The sequence below is a fragment of the Streptomyces sp. NPDC018026 genome, from assembly GCF_044327745.1.
GTDB classification, from domain to species: Bacteria; Actinomycetota; Actinomycetes; order Streptomycetales; family Streptomycetaceae; genus Streptomyces; species Streptomyces rubrogriseus.
Genome location: NZ_JBIRFY010000006.1, coordinates 173673 through 191212, shown reverse-complemented (window position 1 = coordinate 191212; position 17540 = coordinate 173673). Strand labels below are relative to the sequence as shown.

At 70.4% G+C, this 17540-nt stretch carries 15 protein-coding genes; all 15 read left to right on the top strand.

The window, feature by feature from the left end:
- Positions 1-3: 3 nt before the first annotated feature.
- The 15 genes from lysA (at position 4) to atpB (ending at position 17538) form a co-directional block, all read left to right on the top strand.
- Positions 4-1395 carry a diaminopimelate decarboxylase gene (gene lysA / locus ACH4D3_RS20550; RefSeq protein WP_398323877.1) on the top strand — a complete coding sequence of 464 codons (1392 nt, stop codon included), beginning with the start codon at positions 4-6 and terminating at the stop codon, positions 1393-1395.
- A gap of 158 nt (positions 1396-1553) precedes the next feature.
- Positions 1554-2846, top strand: coding sequence for a homoserine dehydrogenase (locus tag ACH4D3_RS20545; RefSeq protein ID WP_398323875.1), 1293 nt, complete (start codon positions 1554-1556; stop codon positions 2844-2846).
- Between the two features lie 6 nt (positions 2847-2852).
- Positions 2853-3911: a threonine synthase gene (gene thrC, locus ACH4D3_RS20540; RefSeq protein ID WP_398323873.1), complete on the top strand. Its 1059-nt coding sequence runs from the start codon at positions 2853-2855 to the stop codon at positions 3909-3911.
- A gap of 285 nt (positions 3912-4196) precedes the next feature.
- The gene (thrB, locus tag ACH4D3_RS20535; protein WP_011030204.1) at positions 4197-5126 is read left to right on the top strand and encodes a homoserine kinase; all 930 of its coding nucleotides are present in this window, start codon (positions 4197-4199) and stop codon (positions 5124-5126) included.
- A gap of 429 nt (positions 5127-5555) precedes the next feature.
- Positions 5556-7661 (top strand): transcription termination factor Rho, encoded by a 2106-nt coding sequence (gene rho / locus ACH4D3_RS20530; protein ID WP_398323871.1) that lies wholly within the window; start codon positions 5556-5558, stop codon positions 7659-7661.
- Positions 7662-8064: 403 nt separating this feature from the next.
- A complete protein-coding gene (locus ACH4D3_RS20525) occupies positions 8065-9213 on the top strand; it encodes an LCP family protein (protein ID WP_398323870.1) in 1149 nt (382 codons plus the stop codon).
- A 124-nt stretch (positions 9214-9337) separates the two neighbouring features.
- Entirely contained in the window at positions 9338-9562 is a 225-nt protein-coding gene (gene rpmE, locus ACH4D3_RS20520) for a 50S ribosomal protein L31 (protein ID WP_007387665.1), read from the top strand.
- A 108-nt stretch (positions 9563-9670) separates the two neighbouring features.
- On the top strand, positions 9671-10747 hold the full coding sequence (gene prfA, locus ACH4D3_RS20515; protein ID WP_003973637.1) for a peptide chain release factor 1: 1077 nt from the start codon (positions 9671-9673) through the stop codon (positions 10745-10747).
- 30 nt (positions 10748-10777) lie between these two features.
- A complete protein-coding gene (gene prmC, locus ACH4D3_RS20510; protein ID WP_398323867.1) occupies positions 10778-11623 on the top strand; it encodes a peptide chain release factor N(5)-glutamine methyltransferase in 846 nt (281 codons plus the stop codon).
- A gap of 50 nt (positions 11624-11673) precedes the next feature.
- On the top strand, positions 11674-12321 hold the full coding sequence (locus tag ACH4D3_RS20505) for an L-threonylcarbamoyladenylate synthase (protein ID WP_398323866.1): 648 nt from the start codon (positions 11674-11676) through the stop codon (positions 12319-12321).
- Positions 12318-12998: a protein-tyrosine-phosphatase gene (locus tag ACH4D3_RS20500; protein WP_398323864.1), complete on the top strand. Its 681-nt coding sequence runs from the start codon at positions 12318-12320 to the stop codon at positions 12996-12998. The genes ACH4D3_RS20505 and ACH4D3_RS20500 overlap by 4 nt, the downstream gene beginning before the upstream one ends.
- Before the next feature lie 86 nt (positions 12999-13084).
- Positions 13085-14341: a serine hydroxymethyltransferase gene (glyA, locus tag ACH4D3_RS20495; protein WP_398323862.1), complete on the top strand. Its 1257-nt coding sequence runs from the start codon at positions 13085-13087 to the stop codon at positions 14339-14341.
- Between the two features lie 143 nt (positions 14342-14484).
- Positions 14485-15795, top strand: a complete 1311-nt coding sequence (locus ACH4D3_RS20490) for an MraY family glycosyltransferase (RefSeq protein ID WP_398323861.1) — start codon at positions 14485-14487, stop codon at positions 15793-15795.
- A gap of 261 nt (positions 15796-16056) precedes the next feature.
- Complete coding sequence (locus tag ACH4D3_RS20485) at positions 16057-16491, top strand: hypothetical protein (RefSeq protein WP_398323859.1); 435 nt, start codon at positions 16057-16059, stop codon at positions 16489-16491.
- Between the two features lie 225 nt (positions 16492-16716).
- The gene (gene atpB / locus ACH4D3_RS20480) at positions 16717-17538 is read left to right on the top strand and encodes a F0F1 ATP synthase subunit A (RefSeq protein ID WP_398323858.1); all 822 of its coding nucleotides are present in this window, start codon (positions 16717-16719) and stop codon (positions 17536-17538) included.
- The last annotated feature ends 2 nt before the right edge of the window (positions 17539-17540 follow it).

Here is a 17540-nt window from a genome sequence, read left to right as displayed (position 1 = left end):
GCCATGAGCCGTTCCGCACACCCCGCCGGGCCCCGCCACGCCGATGTCCTGCCCGAAGGGCACTACTCCGCCCCGGCCGAGGACCTGAACGCCCTCGATCCCAAGGTCTGGGCCCGCACCGTCGGGCGGGACGCGGACGGGGTCGTCACCGTCGGCGGGATCGCCGTCACGCAGCTCGCCGAGGAGTACGGCACCCCCGCCTACATCCTCGACGAGGCCGACTTCCGGGAGCGGGCGCAGGCGTGGCGGACCGCGTTCGGCGACGACGCCGACGTGTTCTACGCCGGGAAGGCGTTCCTGTCGCGCGCCGTCGTGCGGTGGCTGGACGAAGAAGGGCTCAACCTCGATGTCTGCTCCGGGGGCGAGCTGGCCACCGCGCTGTCCGCCGGGATGCCCGCCGAGCGGATCGCCTTCCACGGGAACAACAAGTCCCCGGAAGAGATCGAGCGCGCCGTGCGCGCCGGGGTGGGGCGGATCGTGCTCGACTCCTTCCAGGAGATCGTGCGGGTCGCGCACATCGCCCAGTCGCTCGGCAAGCGGCAGCGGGTGCAGATCCGGATCACCGTCGGGGTCGAGGCGCACACGCACGAGTTCATCGCCACCGCCCACGAGGACCAGAAGTTCGGGATTCCGCTGGCCGGCGGGCAGGCGGCGGAGGCCGTGCGGCGGGCGCTGCAGCTGGACGGGCTGGAGGTCATCGGGATCCACTCGCACATCGGGTCCCAGATCTTCGACATGTCGGGGTTCGAGGTCGCCGCGCACCGGGTCGTGGGGCTGCTCAAGGACATCCGGGACGAGCACGGGGTCGAGCTGCCCGAGATCGACCTCGGGGGCGGCCTCGGCATCGCGTACACCAGTGACGACGACCCCCGCGAGCCGCACGAGATCGCCAAGGCGCTGACCGAGATCGTGACCCGGGAGTGCGAGGGCGCCCGGCTCGCCACCCCCCGCATCTCCGTCGAGCCCGGGCGGGCCATCGTGGGGCCGACCGCCTTCACGCTGTACGAGGTCGGCACCGTCAAGCCGCTCGACGGGCTGCGGACGTACGTCTCCGTCGACGGCGGGATGTCCGACAACATCCGGACCGCGCTCTACGACGCCGAGTACAGCGTTGCCCTCGCCTCCCGCGCCTCCGACGCCGAGCCGATGCTCGTGCGCGTCGTCGGCAAGCACTGCGAGAGCGGGGACATCGTGGTCAAGGACGCCTTCCTGCCGGGGGACCTGGCACCCGGTGACCTCATCGCCGTACCGGCGACGGGGGCCTACTGCCGTTCCATGGCCAGCAACTACAACCACGCGCTGCGGCCGCCGGTCGTCGCCGTGCGGGACGGTGCGGCGCGGGTCGTCGTGCGGCGGGAGACCGAGGAGGATCTGCTGCGTCTCGACGTCGGGTGATGCCCGAGGGAGGGGGAAGCGGGGGCGGGCGAAGATCTTTCGGTCCGCACCCCCTCCGAAAATGAAATAAACGTCTCACGATCCGGACGAAAGGCAGAAAATCCCGTCCGGTGCGTGAGACTGGTCCAACCGTAGACGGTATGAGGAAACGAGGTCGGATGATGCGTACGCGTCCGCTGAAGGTGGCGCTGCTGGGCTGTGGAGTGGTCGGCTCAGAGGTGGCGCGCATCATGACGACGCACGCCGCCGACCTCGCCGCCCGGATCGGGGCCCCGGTGGAGCTCGCGGGTGTTGCCGTACGGCGGCCCGACAAGGTGCGGGAGGGCATCGACCCGGCCCTCGTCACCACCGACGCCACCGCGCTCGTCAAGCGCGGGGACATCGACGTCGTGGTGGAGGTGATCGGCGGGATCGAGCCCGCGCGGACGCTCATCACCACCGCCTTCGCGCACGGCGCCTCCGTGGTCTCCGCCAACAAGGCGCTCATCGCCCAGGACGGCGCCGCCCTGCACGCCGCCGCCGACGAGCACGGCAAGGACCTGTACTACGAGGCCGCCGTCGCCGGTGCCATCCCGCTGATCCGGCCGCTGCGCGAGTCCCTCGCCGGTGACAAGGTCAACCGGGTGCTCGGCATCGTCAACGGCACGACCAACTTCATCCTCGACGCCATGGACTCGACCGGCGCCGGGTATCAGGAGGCGCTCGACGAGGCCACGGCCCTCGGGTACGCCGAGGCCGACCCGACCGCCGACGTCGAGGGCTTCGACGCCGCCGCCAAGGCCGCCATCCTCGCCGGGATCGCCTTCCACACGCGCGTGCGCCTCGACGACGTCTACCGCGAGGGCATGACCGAGGTCACCGCCGCCGACTTCGCCTCCGCCAAGGAGATGGGCTGCACCATCAAGCTGCTCGCCATCTGCGAGCGGGCGGCGGACGGGGAATCGGTCACCGCGCGCGTGCATCCCGCGATGATCCCGCTCAGCCATCCGCTGGCCAACGTGCGCGAGGCGTACAACGCGGTCTTCGTCGAGTCCGACGCCGCCGGACAGCTCATGTTCTACGGGCCCGGCGCCGGCGGTTCGCCGACCGCGTCCGCCGTGCTCGGCGACCTGGTGGCCGTGTGCCGCAACCGGCTGGGCGGAGCGACCGGACCCGGTGAGTCCGCCTACGCCGCCCTGCCCGTCTCCCCGATGGGCGACGTCGTCACGCGCTACCACATCAGCCTCGACGTGGCCGACAAACCGGGCGTGCTCGCCCAGGTGGCGACCGTGTTCGCGGAGCACGGTGTCTCCATCGACACCGTGCGGCAGTCCGGCAAGGACGGCGAGGCCTCCCTCGTCGTCGTCACCCATCGCGCGTCCGACGCCGCCCTCGGCGGTACGGTCGAGGCGCTGCGCAAGCTCGACACCGTGCGGGGTGTCGCCAGCATCATGCGGGTTGAAGGAGAGTAACCAGCAATGACCCACCAGTGGCGCGGAATCATCGAGGAGTACCGGGACCGGCTGCCCGTCTCCGACAGCACGCCCGTCGTGACGCTCCGTGAGGGCGGCACCCCGCTCGTGCCCGCGCAGGTGCTCTCCGAGCGCACGGGCTGCGAGGTCCACCTCAAGGTCGAGGGGGCGAACCCGACCGGGTCCTTCAAGGACCGCGGCATGACCATGGCCATCAGCAAGGCGAAGGAGGAGGGCGCGCAGGCCGTCATCTGCGCGTCCACCGGGAACACGTCCGCCTCCGCCGCCGCCTACGGTGTGCGCGCGGGCATGGTCTCCGCCGTGCTCGTACCGCAGGGCAAGATCGCGCTCGGCAAGATGGGCCAGGCCCTGGTGCACGGCGCGAAGATCCTCCAGGTCGACGGCAACTTCGACGACTGCCTGACGCTGGCCCGTGCGCTCAGCGACAACTACCCGGTGGCACTGGTCAATTCGGTCAACCCGGTGCGTATCGAGGGGCAGAAGACGGCCGCCTTCGAGATCGTGGACATGCTCGGCGACGCGCCCGACATACATGTCCTTCCCGTGGGCAACGCGGGCAACATCACCGCGTACTGGAAGGGGTACCGGGAGTACGCCGCCGACGGGGTCAGCACCAGGAAGCCCCGTATGTGGGGGTTCCAGGCCTCCGGCTCCGCCCCGATCGTGCGCGGCGAGGTCGTCAAGGACCCGTCGACCATCGCCACCGCCATCCGGATCGGCAACCCCGCCTCGTGGGACTTCGCGCTCGCCGCGCGGGACGAGTCGGGCGGTGCCATCGACGAGGTGACGGACCGTGAGATCCTGCGGGCCTACCGGCTGTTGGCCTCGCAGGAGGGCGTCTTCGTGGAGCCCGCCTCCGCCGCCTCCGTGGCCGGTCTGCTGAAGGCCGCCGAGCAGGGCAAGGTCGACCCGGGGCAGCGCATCGTGTGCACCGTCACCGGCAACGGGCTGAAGGACCCGGACTGGGCCGTCGCCGGCGCCCCGCAGCCGGTCACCGTCCCGGTCGACGCGGCGACGGCGGCCGAGCGGCTCGGGCTGATCTGAGCGCCGCGCCGGTGAAAGGCGCCCGGCGCAGGAGGGCGTAGGCGACGCCCGGCCGGGAAAGTCACTGACGGGGGGTGCACAGGGGGCTTACGACACGCATCGTGCGCCTCCTGTGCGCCCTATGTCGCCACAGAACCTTCCTTCGATAGGCTGTACCTAACCCGCCTGCCGCATATGCCGCGGTACCGCGCCGTCTCCGCGGTCGCGCCCAGGGTTCTGTACGTCATCGTCGTCGTCATCGAATGTCATTCGACAGTCACGCAGCTCAAGGAGAGTCATCGAGCGATGGCCGGTCCAGCGTTCCGCGCCGCCGCCGTCAGGGTGCGCGTCCCCGCAACCAGCGCCAATCTCGGTCCGGGCTTCGACGCCCTGGGCCTCGCGCTGGGTCTGTACGACGACGTGGTCGTCCGGGTGGCCGACTCCGGGCTGCACATCGACATCGCGGGTGAGGGCAGCGAGACCCTTCCCCGCGACGAGAAGCACCTCCTCGTCCGTTCCCTGCGCACCGCCTTCGACCTGCTCGGCGGGCAGCCGCGCGGGCTGGAGATCGTCTGCGCCAACCGCATCCCGCACGGCCGCGGCCTCGGCTCCTCCTCCGCCGCCATCTGCGCCGGCATCGTCGCCGCGCGCGCGGTGACCATAGGCGGCGAGGCCCGCCTCGACGACGCCGCGCTGCTCGACCTCGCCACCGAGATCGAGGGCCACCCGGACAACGTGGCGGCCTGTCTCCTGGGCGGATTCACCCTCTCCTGGATGGAGTCCGGCGCCGCCCGGGCGATCAGGATGGAGCCCTCCGATTCCATCGTTCCGGTGGTTTTCGTGCCCGGAAAGCCGGTACTGACCCAGACCGCGCGCGGACTGCTCCCGCGCAGCGTCCCGCACGTCGACGCCGCCGCGAACGCCGGCCGCGCCGCGCTGCTCGTCGAGGCCCTCACCCGGCGCCCCGAGCTGCTGCTGCCGGCCACCGAGGACCGCCTGCACCAGGAGTACCGCGCGCCGGCCATGCCGGAGAGCACGGCGCTGGTGGAACGGCTGCGTGGCGACGGCATCCCCGCGGTGATCTCGGGTGCCGGACCCACGGTGATGGCACTGGCCGACGCCGACACGGCCGACAAGGTCGAGGCGCTGGCCGGAACGGACTGGGCGGCCAACCGGCTCGGCCTGGACCAGCAGGGCGCGACCGTCCTGCCCCTGGCGACCGCCAGCGACACCTGACGCGGACGGTTGCCGGATTTCGAGAGGGGGAATGTTTGTTGGATCCGGTAGTGTTAACCTCAAGTCTGCACCCGACCCCACCATGGCGAGGTGCCTCGTGTCCCCGTCCGGGACAGACATTCTTCCGGGAGCCCCCCAAGCCGCATTCTGCAGTGGATGTCGTACGTGATCAGTACGGCCGACACGGGCATTGAGCGGCCCACCGGTGGGGGTTACCCCCGCTGGGGGAGTTTCGGAACCGGTGCGACCACGCCGCATGACACAGACACCGGGTGCCACGGCTAGGGGAAGCGCCATCACCAGATATCTCTTCCGCCGTTCAGGCGGACCACCGCCCCGGCACGGTTCACACAGCAAGGACCGAAGCCGGACAGCACAACCGGTCGCCGAGCCAGACAGGCCGACGTCCGCTCCAGGGAAGGACCCTTCGTGAGCGACACCACCGATCTGATGGGCGCACGTGTCGAGGAGACCGCTGCCGCGCCCGCCACGGACGCCTCCGCGCCTGCCACCGGTGCCGGCTCCCGGCGGCGCCGCGGTACCGGCCTCGAGGGCATGGTGCTGGCCGAGCTGCAGCAGGTCGCATCCGGCCTCGGCATCAGGGGCACCGCGCGCATGCGCAAGAGCCAGCTGATCGAGGTCATCAAGGAGGCGCAGGCCGCGGGGGGAGCCCCCGCCAAGGCCGCGCCCGCGGACACCGCCGGCGAGACCAAGCCGAAGCGCCGCAGCACCTCCCGGACCCGTACGGGCGACGAGGCGCCCGCCGAGAAGGCGGAGCGGGCGGAGAAGGCCGGCAAGGCCGACAAGAAGGCGGACAAGGCGGCCGCCGACAAGGCCGCCGCCCAGCAGCAGATCGAGATCCCCGGTCAGCCGTCCCCCAAGGTCAACGCCTCGGCCGAGCAGGCAGCCCCCGCCGACGACGCCCCCTCCGAGCGCCGTCGTCGCCGGGCCACCTCCGACGCGGGCAGCCCGTCCGCCACCGACACGACGGTGGCCGTGGAGACCCGCGCCGAGCCGAAGGCCGACACGTCGGCCCCGCAGCAGTCGCAGCAGCAGGGCCACCAGCAGGGCCAGGGCGACGCCCGTTCCGACGGTGAGGGCGGCGACGGCCGCCGCCGCGACCGCCGTGACCGCGGTGACCGCGGTGACCGTGGCGAGCGCGGCGACCGTGGCGAGCGCGGCCGCGACCGGCGCAACAAGGGCGACGACCAGCAGAACCAGGGCGGCGGTCGCCAGGACCGCCAGCAGCAGGGCGGCGGACGCCAGGACCGTCAGCAGCACGACGACGGTTACGACGACGACGGCAGCGGCCGTCGGGGCCGTCGCGGCCGCTACCGGGACCGCCGGGGCCGTCGCGGGCGCGACGAGATCCAGGAACCGCAGATCAACGAGGACGACGTCCTCATCCCGGTCGCCGGCATCCTCGACATCCTCGACAACTACGCGTTCATCCGGACCTCCGGCTACCTGCCCGGCCCCAACGACGTGTACGTCTCCCTCGCCCAGGTCCGCAAGAACGGCCTGCGCAAGGGCGACCACCTCACCGGTGCCGTGCGCCAGCCCAAGGAGGGCGAGCGCCGCGAGAAGTTCAACGCCCTGGTGCGCCTGGACTCCGTCAACGGCATGGCGCCCGAACACGGCCGCGGACGGCCGGAGTTCAACAAGCTGACGCCGCTCTACCCGCAGGACCGCCTCCGCCTGGAGACGGACCCGGGCGTGCTCACCACCCGCATCATCGACCTGGTCGCGCCGATCGGTAAGGGCCAGCGCGGTCTGATCGTGGCCCCGCCGAAGACCGGCAAGACCATGATCATGCAGGCGATCGCCAACGCGATCACGCACAACAACCCCGAGTGCCACCTGATGGTCGTCCTGGTCGACGAGCGTCCCGAAGAGGTCACCGACATGCAGCGGTCGGTGAAGGGCGAGGTCATCTCCTCGACCTTCGACCGCCCGGCCGAGGACCACACCACGGTCGCCGAGCTGGCCATCGAGCGCGCCAAGCGCCTGGTGGAGCTGGGTCACGACGTCGTCGTGCTGCTCGACTCGATCACGCGTCTGGGCCGTGCGTACAACCTCGCCGCCCCGGCCTCCGGCCGCATCCTGTCCGGTGGTGTCGACTCGACCGCCCTGTACCCGCCGAAGCGCTTCTTCGGTGCGGCCCGCAACATCGAGGACGGCGGCTCGCTGACCATCCTCGCCACCGCCCTGGTGGACACCGGGTCCCGCATGGACGAGGTCATCTTCGAGGAGTTCAAGGGCACCGGCAACGCCGAGCTCAAGCTCGACCGGAAGCTCGCCGACAAGCGCATCTTCCCGGCGGTGGACGTGGACGCGTCCGGCACCCGCAAGGAAGAGATCCTGCTCGGCAGCGACGAGCTCGCCATCACCTGGAAGCTGCGCCGCGTGCTGCACGCGCTCGACCAGCAGCAGGCGATCGAACTGCTCCTCGACAAGATGAAGCAGACGAAGTCGAACGCCGAGTTCCTGATGCAGATCCAGAAGACGACCCCGACGCCCGGCAACGGCGACTGAGCCACCGCCGCGCACCTCAGGGGCCGCCTCCGCTTCGGGGGCGGCCCCTTCGTCATGGGCACGCGCCCGTGCCTGAGACCTCCACCTGCGACCCCTGCGCCTACGACCACCGCCTACGACTCCACCTGCGACCTTCGCCACACGGACCGGCCCGGACGGTGTCCCGGCGGGTCGGGGCCGGTGCTCGCGGATGCCCAGGTCAGCCAGGCCGAGCAGCGCGGGCCGAACACGCTCCGTCACCGTTTCCGCACCGGGTCGCCACAGACTGTTGTGCAACCCTGTCCCGAGTTCCGCCGTCTGAGCTACGGAGGGACCATGGTGAGGTAGCGGCGCCGACCACCGGAGCCGACCGACCCGACCCTGAGCCCAGGGGGTAACCGACCGGACGAACACCGAGGAGCCCATGTCCGCCGAGAGCACGCCGGATCCCGCGATACCCGGCCCCGGCCAGTCCCGCACCCCCGGACCCGGCCGCCGGGGCAAGGGCCGCCGCCGCAGGCCCACGGCCAGGCGGCGCAAGGCCCTGCTCGTCGCGGCGTGGAGCGCAGCGGGCATCGTGGTCCTCGGCGGCACCGGAGCCGGAGTCCTGTACTTCAAGCTCAACGGCAACCTCACGAGCGTCGACATCGACCAGGCGCTCGGCGCCGACCGGCCCGAGAAGGCCGACAACGGCTCGGAGAACATCCTGGTCCTCGGCTCCGACACCCGCTCCGGCGGCAACAAGAAGCTCGGCGGCGGCACCGACGACGGCACCGCCCGCTCGGACACGGCGATGATCGTGCACGTGTACAAGGGCCACAAGAAGGCCAGCGTGGTCTCCATCCCGCGCGACACCCTCATCGACCGCCCCGACTGCACCGACACCGACGGCAACGACCATCCCGCCGCCGACGGCGTGATGTTCAACTCCGCCTACTCCACCGGCGGCGCCGCCTGTGCCGTGAAGACCGTCGAGTCGATCAGCGGCCTGCGCATGGACCACTACCTGGAGGTCGACTTCAGCGGCTTCCAGAACCTCATCGACGACCTCGGCGGCGTACGGGTCACCACCACCGAGGACATCAAGGACCCCGACAGCCACCTCGACCTCACGGCCGGCACCCACCGGCTCGACGGCGAGCAGGCCCTCGGCCTGGTCCGCACCCGGCACGGCGTCGGCGACGGCTCCGACCTCGGCCGCATCCAGCTCCAGCAGGCCTTCGTCAAGGCCCTGGTCGACCAGGTCAAGGACATCGGCCTGCTCGGCAACCCCAAGAAGCTGTACGACATCGCCGACACCGCCACCAAGACCGTCACCACCGACTCCGACCTGGGCTCGGTGAACTCCCTGATGTCCTTCGCGAGCGGCCTGAAGGGCATCGGCCCGGACAGGATGCACATGGTCACCATGCCGGTGGTCTACGACCCCGCCGACGCCAACCGCGTCCTGGTCGAGAAGGACAAGGCCCAGCAGGTCTGGACGGCCCTGAAGAACGACCGCCCGATCCCGGCTGCGGCCACGCAGGGCACGGCCACCGGTGAGGCCAAGGGCGTCGTCAACACCGGGGAATAGTTCACCCCGCCCCCCGGTTTTGGGGGATGGCCCCAGTCCTGGCAGACTGGTACGTCGGCTCCGGTTCACGCTCCCGCATCCCGCGGCTGCGACCCGGCGCCCTCCCGGAACAGTAGGAGACACCTTGAAGCGCGACATCCACCCCGAGTACGTCGAGACGCAGGTCAGCTGCACCTGTGGCGCGTCGTTCACCACCCGCAGCACCATTCAGTCCGGCACCATCCGGGCCGAGGTCTGCTCCGAGTGCCACCCGTTCTACACGGGCAAGCAGAAGATCCTCGACACCGGTGGCCGCGTGGCCCGCTTCGAGGCCCGCTTCGGCAAGGCTTCCGCCGGCTCCAAGAAGTAGCGAGCCTCCAACCGCCGGTCCACGGCCGCATCCCCTCCCCGGGGAGCGCCGGGACCGGCGTTTTTGGTCGCCCGCCTTCCCTTTCCCACGCAGTAGCAGGAGCCCAAGATGTTCGAGGCCGTCGAGGAACTCGTCGCCGAGCACGCCGACCTGGAGAAGAAGCTCGCCGACCCGTCGGTCCACTCCGACCAGGCGAACGCGCGCAAGCTGAACAAGCGGTACGCCGAGCTGACCCCGATCGTCGCCACGTTCCGCTCCTGGAAGCAGACCGGCGACGACATGGAGACCGCGCGCGAGTTCGCGGCCGACGACCCCGACTTCGCCGCCGAGGTCAAGGAGCTGGACAAGCAGCGCGACGAGCTCACCGAGAAGCTGCGGCTGCTGCTCGTCCCGCGCGACCCCAGCGACGACAAGGACGTCATCCTCGAGATCAAGGCGGGTGCGGGCGGCGACGAGTCGGCGCTGTTCGCCGGCGACCTGCTGCGCATGTACCTGCGCTACGCCGAGCGGATCGGCTGGAAGACCGAGATCATCGACTCCACCGAGTCCGAGCTGGGCGGCTACAAGGACGTCCAGGTCGCGGTGAAGACCAAGGGCGGCCAGGGCGCCACCGAGCCCGGCCAGGGCGTCTGGGCGCGCCTCAAGTACGAGGGCGGCGTGCACCGCGTGCAGCGCGTCCCCGCGACCGAGTCCCAGGGCCGCATCCACACCTCCGCTGCGGGCGTCCTGGTGACCCCCGAGGCCGAGGAGATCGACGTCGAGATCAATCCCAACGACCTCCGCATCGACGTCTACCGCTCCTCCGGACCCGGCGGCCAGTCCGTCAACACCACCGACTCCGCCGTGCGCATCACGCACATCCCGACCGGAGTCGTCGCCTCCTGCCAGAACGAGAAGAGCCAGCTGCAGAACAAGGAGCAGGCGATGCGTATCCTGCGCTCCAGGCTGCTCGCGGCGGCGCAGGAGGAGGCGGAGAAGGAGGCCGCGGACGCCCGGCGCAGCCAGGTCCGCACCGTCGACCGCTCCGAGAAGATCCGCACGTACAACTTCCCGGAGAACCGCATCTCGGACCACCGCGTCGGCTTCAAGGCGTACAACCTGGACCAGGTCCTGGACGGCGACCTCGACTCGGTGATCCAGGCCTGCGTCGACGCGGACTCGGCGGCCAAGCTCGCCGCCGCGTAAGCGCCCCGTACGACAGCTCGGAGGACCAGCGTGAACCTGCTGCTCGCGGAGGTGGCCCAGGCCACCCAGCGGCTGGCCGACGCCGGCGTGCCCTCGCCGCGCACCGACGCGGAGGAGCTCGCCGCGCATCTCCACGGCGTCAAGCGGAGCGAGCTGCACACCGTGCCGGACGCGGACTTCGACGCCCGGTACTGGGAGGTCGTCGCCCGCCGCGAGGCGCGCGAGCCGCTCCAGCACATCACCGGCCGCGCCTACTTCCGCTACCTGGAGCTCCAGGTCGGCCCCGGCGTCTTCGTGCCCCGCCCCGAGACCGAGTCGGTCGTCGGCTGGGCCATAGACGCGGTGCGTGCCATGGACGTCGTCGAGCCCTGCATCGTCGACCTGTGCACCGGCTCCGGCGCCATCGCGCTCGCGCTCGCCCAGGAGGTGCCGCGCTCGCGCGTGCACGCCGTGGAGCTGTCCGAGGACGCCCTCACATGGACGCGCAGGAACATGGAGGGGTCCAGGGTCGACCTGCGCCAGGGAGACGCCCTGACGGCCTTCCCGGACCTCGACGGCCAGGTCGACCTGGTGGTGTCCAACCCGCCGTACATCCCGCTCACCGAGTGGGAGTACGTCGCCCCCGAGGCCCGCGACCACGACCCCGAGCTGGCCCTGTTCTCCGGCGAGGACGGCCTCGACCTGATCCGCGGCCTGGAACGCACCGCGCACCGCCTGCTGCGCCCCGGCGGCGTGGTCGTGGTCGAGCACGCCGACACCCAGGGCGGCCAGGTGCCGTGGATCTTCACCGAGGAGCGGGGCTGGGCCGACGCCGCCGACCACCCCGACCTCAACAACCGACCTCGTTTCGCGACGGCCCGCAAGGCACTGCCGTGAACACCCCGACGACTCCCACCCCGCAGTACGTGTACGAGGAGGCCCGCTAAATGGCACGGCGTTACGACACCAACGACGCGACCGACCGAGTGACCGGTCTGCGTGAGGCCGCGTCCGCCGTTCGCCGTGGCGAGCTCGTGGTGCTGCCGACGGACACCGTGTACGGAATCGGCGCCGACGCCTTCGCCGCGGAGGCCGTCGGCGACCTGCTGGAGGCCAAGGGGCGGGGCCGCAGCATGCCCTCCCCGGTGCTCATCGGCTCGCCGAACACCCTGCACGGCCTGGTCACCGACTTCTCCGAGATGGCCTGGGAGCTGGTCGACGCCTTCTGGCCCGGCGCGCTGACCCTGGTCGCCAAGCACCAGCCGTCCCTGCAGTGGGACCTGGGCGAGACCCGGGGCACGGTCGCCGTCCGCATGCCGCTGCACCCGGTCGCCATCGAGCTGCTGACCGAGGTCGGCCCCATGGCCGTCTCCTCCGCCAACCTGACCGGCCACCCGGCGCCCGAGGACTGCGACGCCGCCCAGCAGATGCTCGGCGACTCCGTCTCCGTCTACCTCGACGGCGGCCCCACGCCCGGCATCGTCCCGTCGTCCATCGTCGACGTCACCCGCGAGGTGCCGGTCCTGCTGCGCGCGGGCTCGCTGTCGGCGGAGGAACTGCGCAAGGTGGTACCCGACCTCGAGGTGGCGAATTGACGGCCCCTGAGACGGGGCGTGGCATAGGCAACGGGGAACGCGCCGCGGAGATCACGACCACGTTCGTGGGCCTCCCGCGCGACAGCTTCCGCATCCTCCACGTCAGCACCGGAAACGTCTGCCGCTCGCCCATCACCGAGCGGCTGACCCGGCACGCGGTGCAGGAGCGGCTCGGCGTGCTGGGCGGCGGCCTGATCGTGGAGAGCGCGGGCACCTGGGGCCACGAGGGCGCGCCCATGGAGGCGAACGCCGAGACGGTCCTCACCGACTTCGGCGCCGACCCCGCCGGCTTCACCGGCCGCGAGCTGCTCGACGAGCACGTGATCCGCGCCGACCTGGTCCTCACCGCGACCCGGGACCACCGGGCCCAGGTCATCTCCATGGGCCACTCGGCGGGCCTGCGCACCTTCACCCTGAAGGAGTTCACCCGCCTGGTGAACGCCATCGACCCGGCGACGCTCCCTCCCCTGGAGGACGGCGTGGTCACCCGCGCCCGCGCCCTGGTCCGTGCCGCCGCCGCGCTACGCGGGTGGCTCCTCGCCCCCACGGTCGAGGCGGACGAGGTCTACGACCCGTACGGCGCCCCGCTGACCTTCTTCCGCTCCATCGGCGACGAGATACACCAGGCGCTGGACCCGGTGGTGACGGCGCTGACGGGGGTCCCGGCGCGGATGTAGGCCCGGTCGCGCGCACACCGGGCGGCTTCGTCGCGGCGGGCCTACATTGGTGCTACGTCACCGTCGACGCATGCCCGGAGCGCACCATGTCGGTCACCCACGAGATCATCGAGGCCGATGACAGTTCGGTCGGAGCGCTGCTGCGCCACGATCCCGAGCTGGCCGAGATCCTGTTCGCCGAGGGCCGCCGCCAGTCGACGACCCTGCAGCTGATCGCCGCCGAGAACTTCACCTCGCCCGCCGTGCTCGCCGCCCTCGGCTCACCGCTGGCCAACAAGTACGCCGAGGGCTACCCGGGCGCCCGTCACCACGGCGGCTGCGAGATCGTCGACGTGGCCGAGCGGCTGGCCGCCCAGCGGGCCCAGGCGCTCTTCGGCGCCGAGCACGCCAACGTGCAGTCCCACTCCGGCTCCTCCGCCGTGCTGGCCGCCTACGCCGCGCTGCTGCGCCCCGGCGACACCGTCCTCGCCCTCGGCCTGCCCTACGGCGGCCACCTCACCCACGGCTCACCCGCCAACTTCTCCGGCCGCTGGTTCGACTTCGTCGGCTACGGCGTGGACGCGGAGACCGGGCTGATCGACCACGACCAGGTGCGCACCCTGGCCCGCGCCCGCCGGCCCAAGGCGATCGTCTGCGGCTCCATCGCCTACCCCCGCCACCTCGACTACGCCGCCTTCCGCGACATCGCCGACGAGGTGGGCGCCTACCTCATCGCCGACGCCGCCCACCCGATCGGACTCGTCGCCGGGGGAGCGGCGCCCAGTCCGGTTCCGTACGCCGACATCGTGTGCGCCACCACGCACAAGGTGCTGCGCGGACCCCGCGGCGGCATGATCCTGTGCGGAAGCGAACTGGCGGAACGGGTCGACCGGGCCGTCTTCCCGTTCACCCAGGGCGGGGCCCAGATGCACACCATCGCCGCCAAGGCCGTCGCCTTCGGGGAGGCGGCGACCCCCGCCTTCGCCGCCTACGCCCACCAGGTGGTCGCCAACGCCCGGGCGCTCGCGGCCCACCTGGCCGCCGAGGGCCTGGTCGTCACCACCGGCGGCACCGACACCCACCTGCTCACCGCGGACCCCGCCCCGCTCGGCGTCGACGGGAAGGCCGCACGGGGGCTGCTCGCGGCGGCCGGGATCGTCCTGGACTGCTGCGCCCTGCCGCACGCGGACGCCCGCGGGCTGCGCCTGGGCACGGCGGCGGTCACCACACAGGGCATGGGGGAGCGGGAGATGCGGGCGGTGGCCACCCTGGTCGCGGGGGTGCTGCGCGGGACGACGGACCCGGCCGCGGCACGGGCGGACGTAAGGGATCTGACCGCGGAATTCCCCCCGTACCCGGACTGAGGGCGGGTAGGCGTACAGGCGTACACAGCCACACGTGCAACCATCGTCGATACCCGGAAGTCCTCAACCGTATGCGTTGCATTGCCGAGCGCATCGCTAGGGTGTGGGGTTGAGGATGGCCAGCGAGACCTGTGGGGAAGCCCGTGCGTGAATACCTGCTGACGCTCTGCATCACGGCCGCGGTGACGTATCTGCTGACAGGGCCGGTACGGAAGTTCGCGATCGTGGCGGGGGCGATGCCGGAGATCCGGGCACGTGACGTGCACCGGGAACCCACTCCGCGGCTCGGCGGGATCGCCATGTTCTTCGGGCTGTGCGCCGGCCTGCTGGTCGCCGACCACCTCACCAATCTCAGCGAGGTGTTCGAGAAGTCCAACGAGCCGCGCGCCCTGCTCTCCGGGGCCGCCCTGATCTGGCTGATCGGTGTCCTGGACGACAAGTTCGAGATCGACGCCCTGATCAAGCTCGGCGGTCAGATGATCGCCGCCGGCGTGATGGTGGTGCAGGGTCTGACCATCCTGTGGATCCCGGTGCCGGGCGTCGGCACGGTCGCGCTCACCCAGTGGCAGGGCACCCTGCTGACGGTGGCGCTGGTCGTCATCACCATCAACGCGGTCAACTTCGTGGACGGCCTGGACGGTCTCGCGGCCGGCATGGTGTGCATCGCGGCGGCGGCGTTCTTCATGTACGCCTACCGGATCTGGTACTCGTACGGCATCGAGGCCGCGGCGCCCGCCTCGCTCTTCGCGGTCATCCTCATGGGCATGTGCCTCGGCTTCCTGCCGCACAACATGCACCCCGCCCGGATCTTCATGGGCGACTCCGGCTCCATGCTGATCGGGCTGGTGCTGGCGGCCGGCGCGATCTCCGTGACCGGACAGGTCGACCCCGACCTGATGAACCTGTTCTCCGGTTCGGAGCGCAACTCGGTGCACCAGATGGTGCCGGTCTACATCCCGCTGGTGATGCCGCTGACCATCATCGCCATCCCGGCCGCCGACCTGATCCTGGCCATCGTGCGCCGCACCTGGCGCGGCCAGTCGCCGTTCGCCGCGGACCGGGGGCACCTGCACCACCGTCTGCTGGAGATCGGCCACTCGCACAGCCGCGCGGTGCTGATCATGTACTTCTTCTCGGCACTGATCGCGTTCGGCGCGCTCGCCTACTCCGTGAACGCGGCGTCGATGTGGATCGTGCTGAGCGTCGTCTTCCTCAGCGCGATCGGTCTGGTGCTGCTCCTGCTGCCGCGGTTCACCCCGCGCGCCCCTCGCTGGGCCGAGAGCCTGGTGCCGCCGCGCTACCGGCGCCGCAAGGCCGCAGCCGCCGACGAGGGCGCGGCCGGGGCCGAGGCAGTCGAGGGAGCGGGAGAGGGCGAGGAGCGCGTTCCGGTCACGGTGGGTGTCTCGGGCGTCAACGGGGCGACCGCCGTCGGACACCGTACGCGGACCAGGTAAGTGTGGAAAAAGCCGCAATACCAGACAAGTTGCCGCAGTAATTGCACAAACGCGCAGAGTCATACTCACGTGTGACAGCAAGCACACCCAGAGGTAAAGACCTCATCAAATAGTTTGTGATACGGTTCACGAGTATCCCCCGGGTAGAGCCCAAGGACCGTAGTGCGACGGTCTCTTGTAAGTGAGGACCTCGTCCGGCTCGGGGCTACGCTCGTCCATGACGACACCTGCCCCCTGTGTGTTGAAAGCGGAGTTGCCGCCATGCCGTCCAATGACGTCCGGATCCTGCTTCAGGCTGCCGTGCCCACGGTTGCCGTCGGCGCTGTAGCCGCCGTCGTCAGCGCCGTGGTCGCCGGCGGCAAGGGCGCGGTCGGAGCCGTTGTCGCGACCGTGGTTGCGATGCTCTTCATGGGGATCGGCCTCTACGTCCTGCAGCGCACCGCCAAATCGCTTCCGCACCTTTTCCAGGCGATGGGCCTGATGCTCTACGCGGCACAGATCCTGCTGCTGTTCGTCTTCCTCGCCGCGTTCAAGAACACGACGCTGTTCAACCCCCGGTCCTTCGCGATCACTTTGGTCGCCGTCACGCTCGCGTGGATCGCCGCGCAGACGCGGGCGCACATGAAGGCCAAGATCCTCTACGTCGAGCCCGATTCGTCGAGCGAAAAGTCCGAAAAGACGGGCCACTCGTCGTGAGGGGTAGGGCCGGGATAAAGAGGCATGTGAACTCCTGCTATCGTCCGGTGCCAACTGCGGCATCGCGGGCGCGGGCATCTCGGCTGACGCCTGCTGAATCGCGAGGCGAGATGCCCCACAGCCGCCCCCACACCCGTAACACCAGTCCCGTGCCGAACAGCGGCCCCGCGCCGCGCCGACACAACGAGGTTGCCGTATCCATGCGCCACGCTGAAGGAGCCCGCGGTGAGTGCTGACCCGACGCAGGTGCTCGCCTTCGAGACCGACTGCCACATCTTCGACGGTTGTGGCTTCCCTTCTCCCGGCCTGCACTCGTTCCTGTTCGAGCCCCTGTGGGGCGACCACGACAGCAACTTGTACTTCAACAAGCCCATGCTGCTGGCGCTGCTCGGGTCGATCGTCATCGTCGGGTTCTTCTGGGCGGCCTTCCGCAAGCCGAAGGTCGTCCCCGGCAAGCTCCAGATGGTCGCCGAGGCGGGTTACGACTTCATCCGGCGCGGAGTCGTCTACGAGACCATCGGCAAGAAGGAAGGCGAGAAGTACGTCCCGCTCGTCGTCTCGCTCTTCTTCTTCGTCTGGATGATGAACCTCTGGTCGATCATTCCGGTCGCCCAGTTCCCGGTCACCTCGATCATCGCCTACCCGGCGGTGCTCGCCCTGATCGTCTACGTCACCTGGATCACGCTGACCTTCAAGCGCCAGGGATTCGTCGGGTTCTTCAAGAACGTCACCGGCTACGACAAGTCGCTCGGCCCGGTGCTGCCGCTGGCCATGCTGATCGAGTTCTTCTCGAACATCCTGATCCGGCCCTTCACCCACGCCGTGCGACTCTTCGCGAACATGTTCGCGGGCCACACCCTGCTGCTCCTGTTCACGATCGCCAGCTGGTACCTGCTGAACGGCATCGGCATCGCCTACGCGGGCGTCTCGTTCATCATGACCGTGGTGATGACCGCCTTCGAGTTGTTCATCCAGGCTCTGCAGGCGTACGTGTTCGTCCTCCTGACGTGCACCTACATCCAGGGCGCCATGGCCGAGCACCACTGAGT

Coding starts and splice junctions, on each gene's coding strand:
- thrC (WP_398323873.1), top strand. CDS start 2,853: ATGACCCACCAGTGGCGCGGAATCATCGAGGAGTACCGGGACCGGCTG.
- lysA (WP_398323877.1), top strand. CDS start 4: ATGAGCCGTTCCGCACACCCCGCCGGGCCCCGCCACGCCGATGTCCTG.
- glyA (WP_398323862.1), top strand. CDS start 13,085: ATGTCGGTCACCCACGAGATCATCGAGGCCGATGACAGTTCGGTCGGA.
- ACH4D3_RS20545 (WP_398323875.1), top strand. CDS start 1,554: ATGATGCGTACGCGTCCGCTGAAGGTGGCGCTGCTGGGCTGTGGAGTG.
- ACH4D3_RS20505 (WP_398323866.1), top strand. CDS start 11,674: ATGGCACGGCGTTACGACACCAACGACGCGACCGACCGAGTGACCGGT.
- ACH4D3_RS20485 (WP_398323859.1), top strand. CDS start 16,057: ATGCCGTCCAATGACGTCCGGATCCTGCTTCAGGCTGCCGTGCCCACG.
- prfA (WP_003973637.1), top strand. CDS start 9,671: ATGTTCGAGGCCGTCGAGGAACTCGTCGCCGAGCACGCCGACCTGGAG.
- ACH4D3_RS20525 (WP_398323870.1), top strand. CDS start 8,065: ATGTCCGCCGAGAGCACGCCGGATCCCGCGATACCCGGCCCCGGCCAG.
- thrB (WP_011030204.1), top strand. CDS start 4,197: ATGGCCGGTCCAGCGTTCCGCGCCGCCGCCGTCAGGGTGCGCGTCCCC.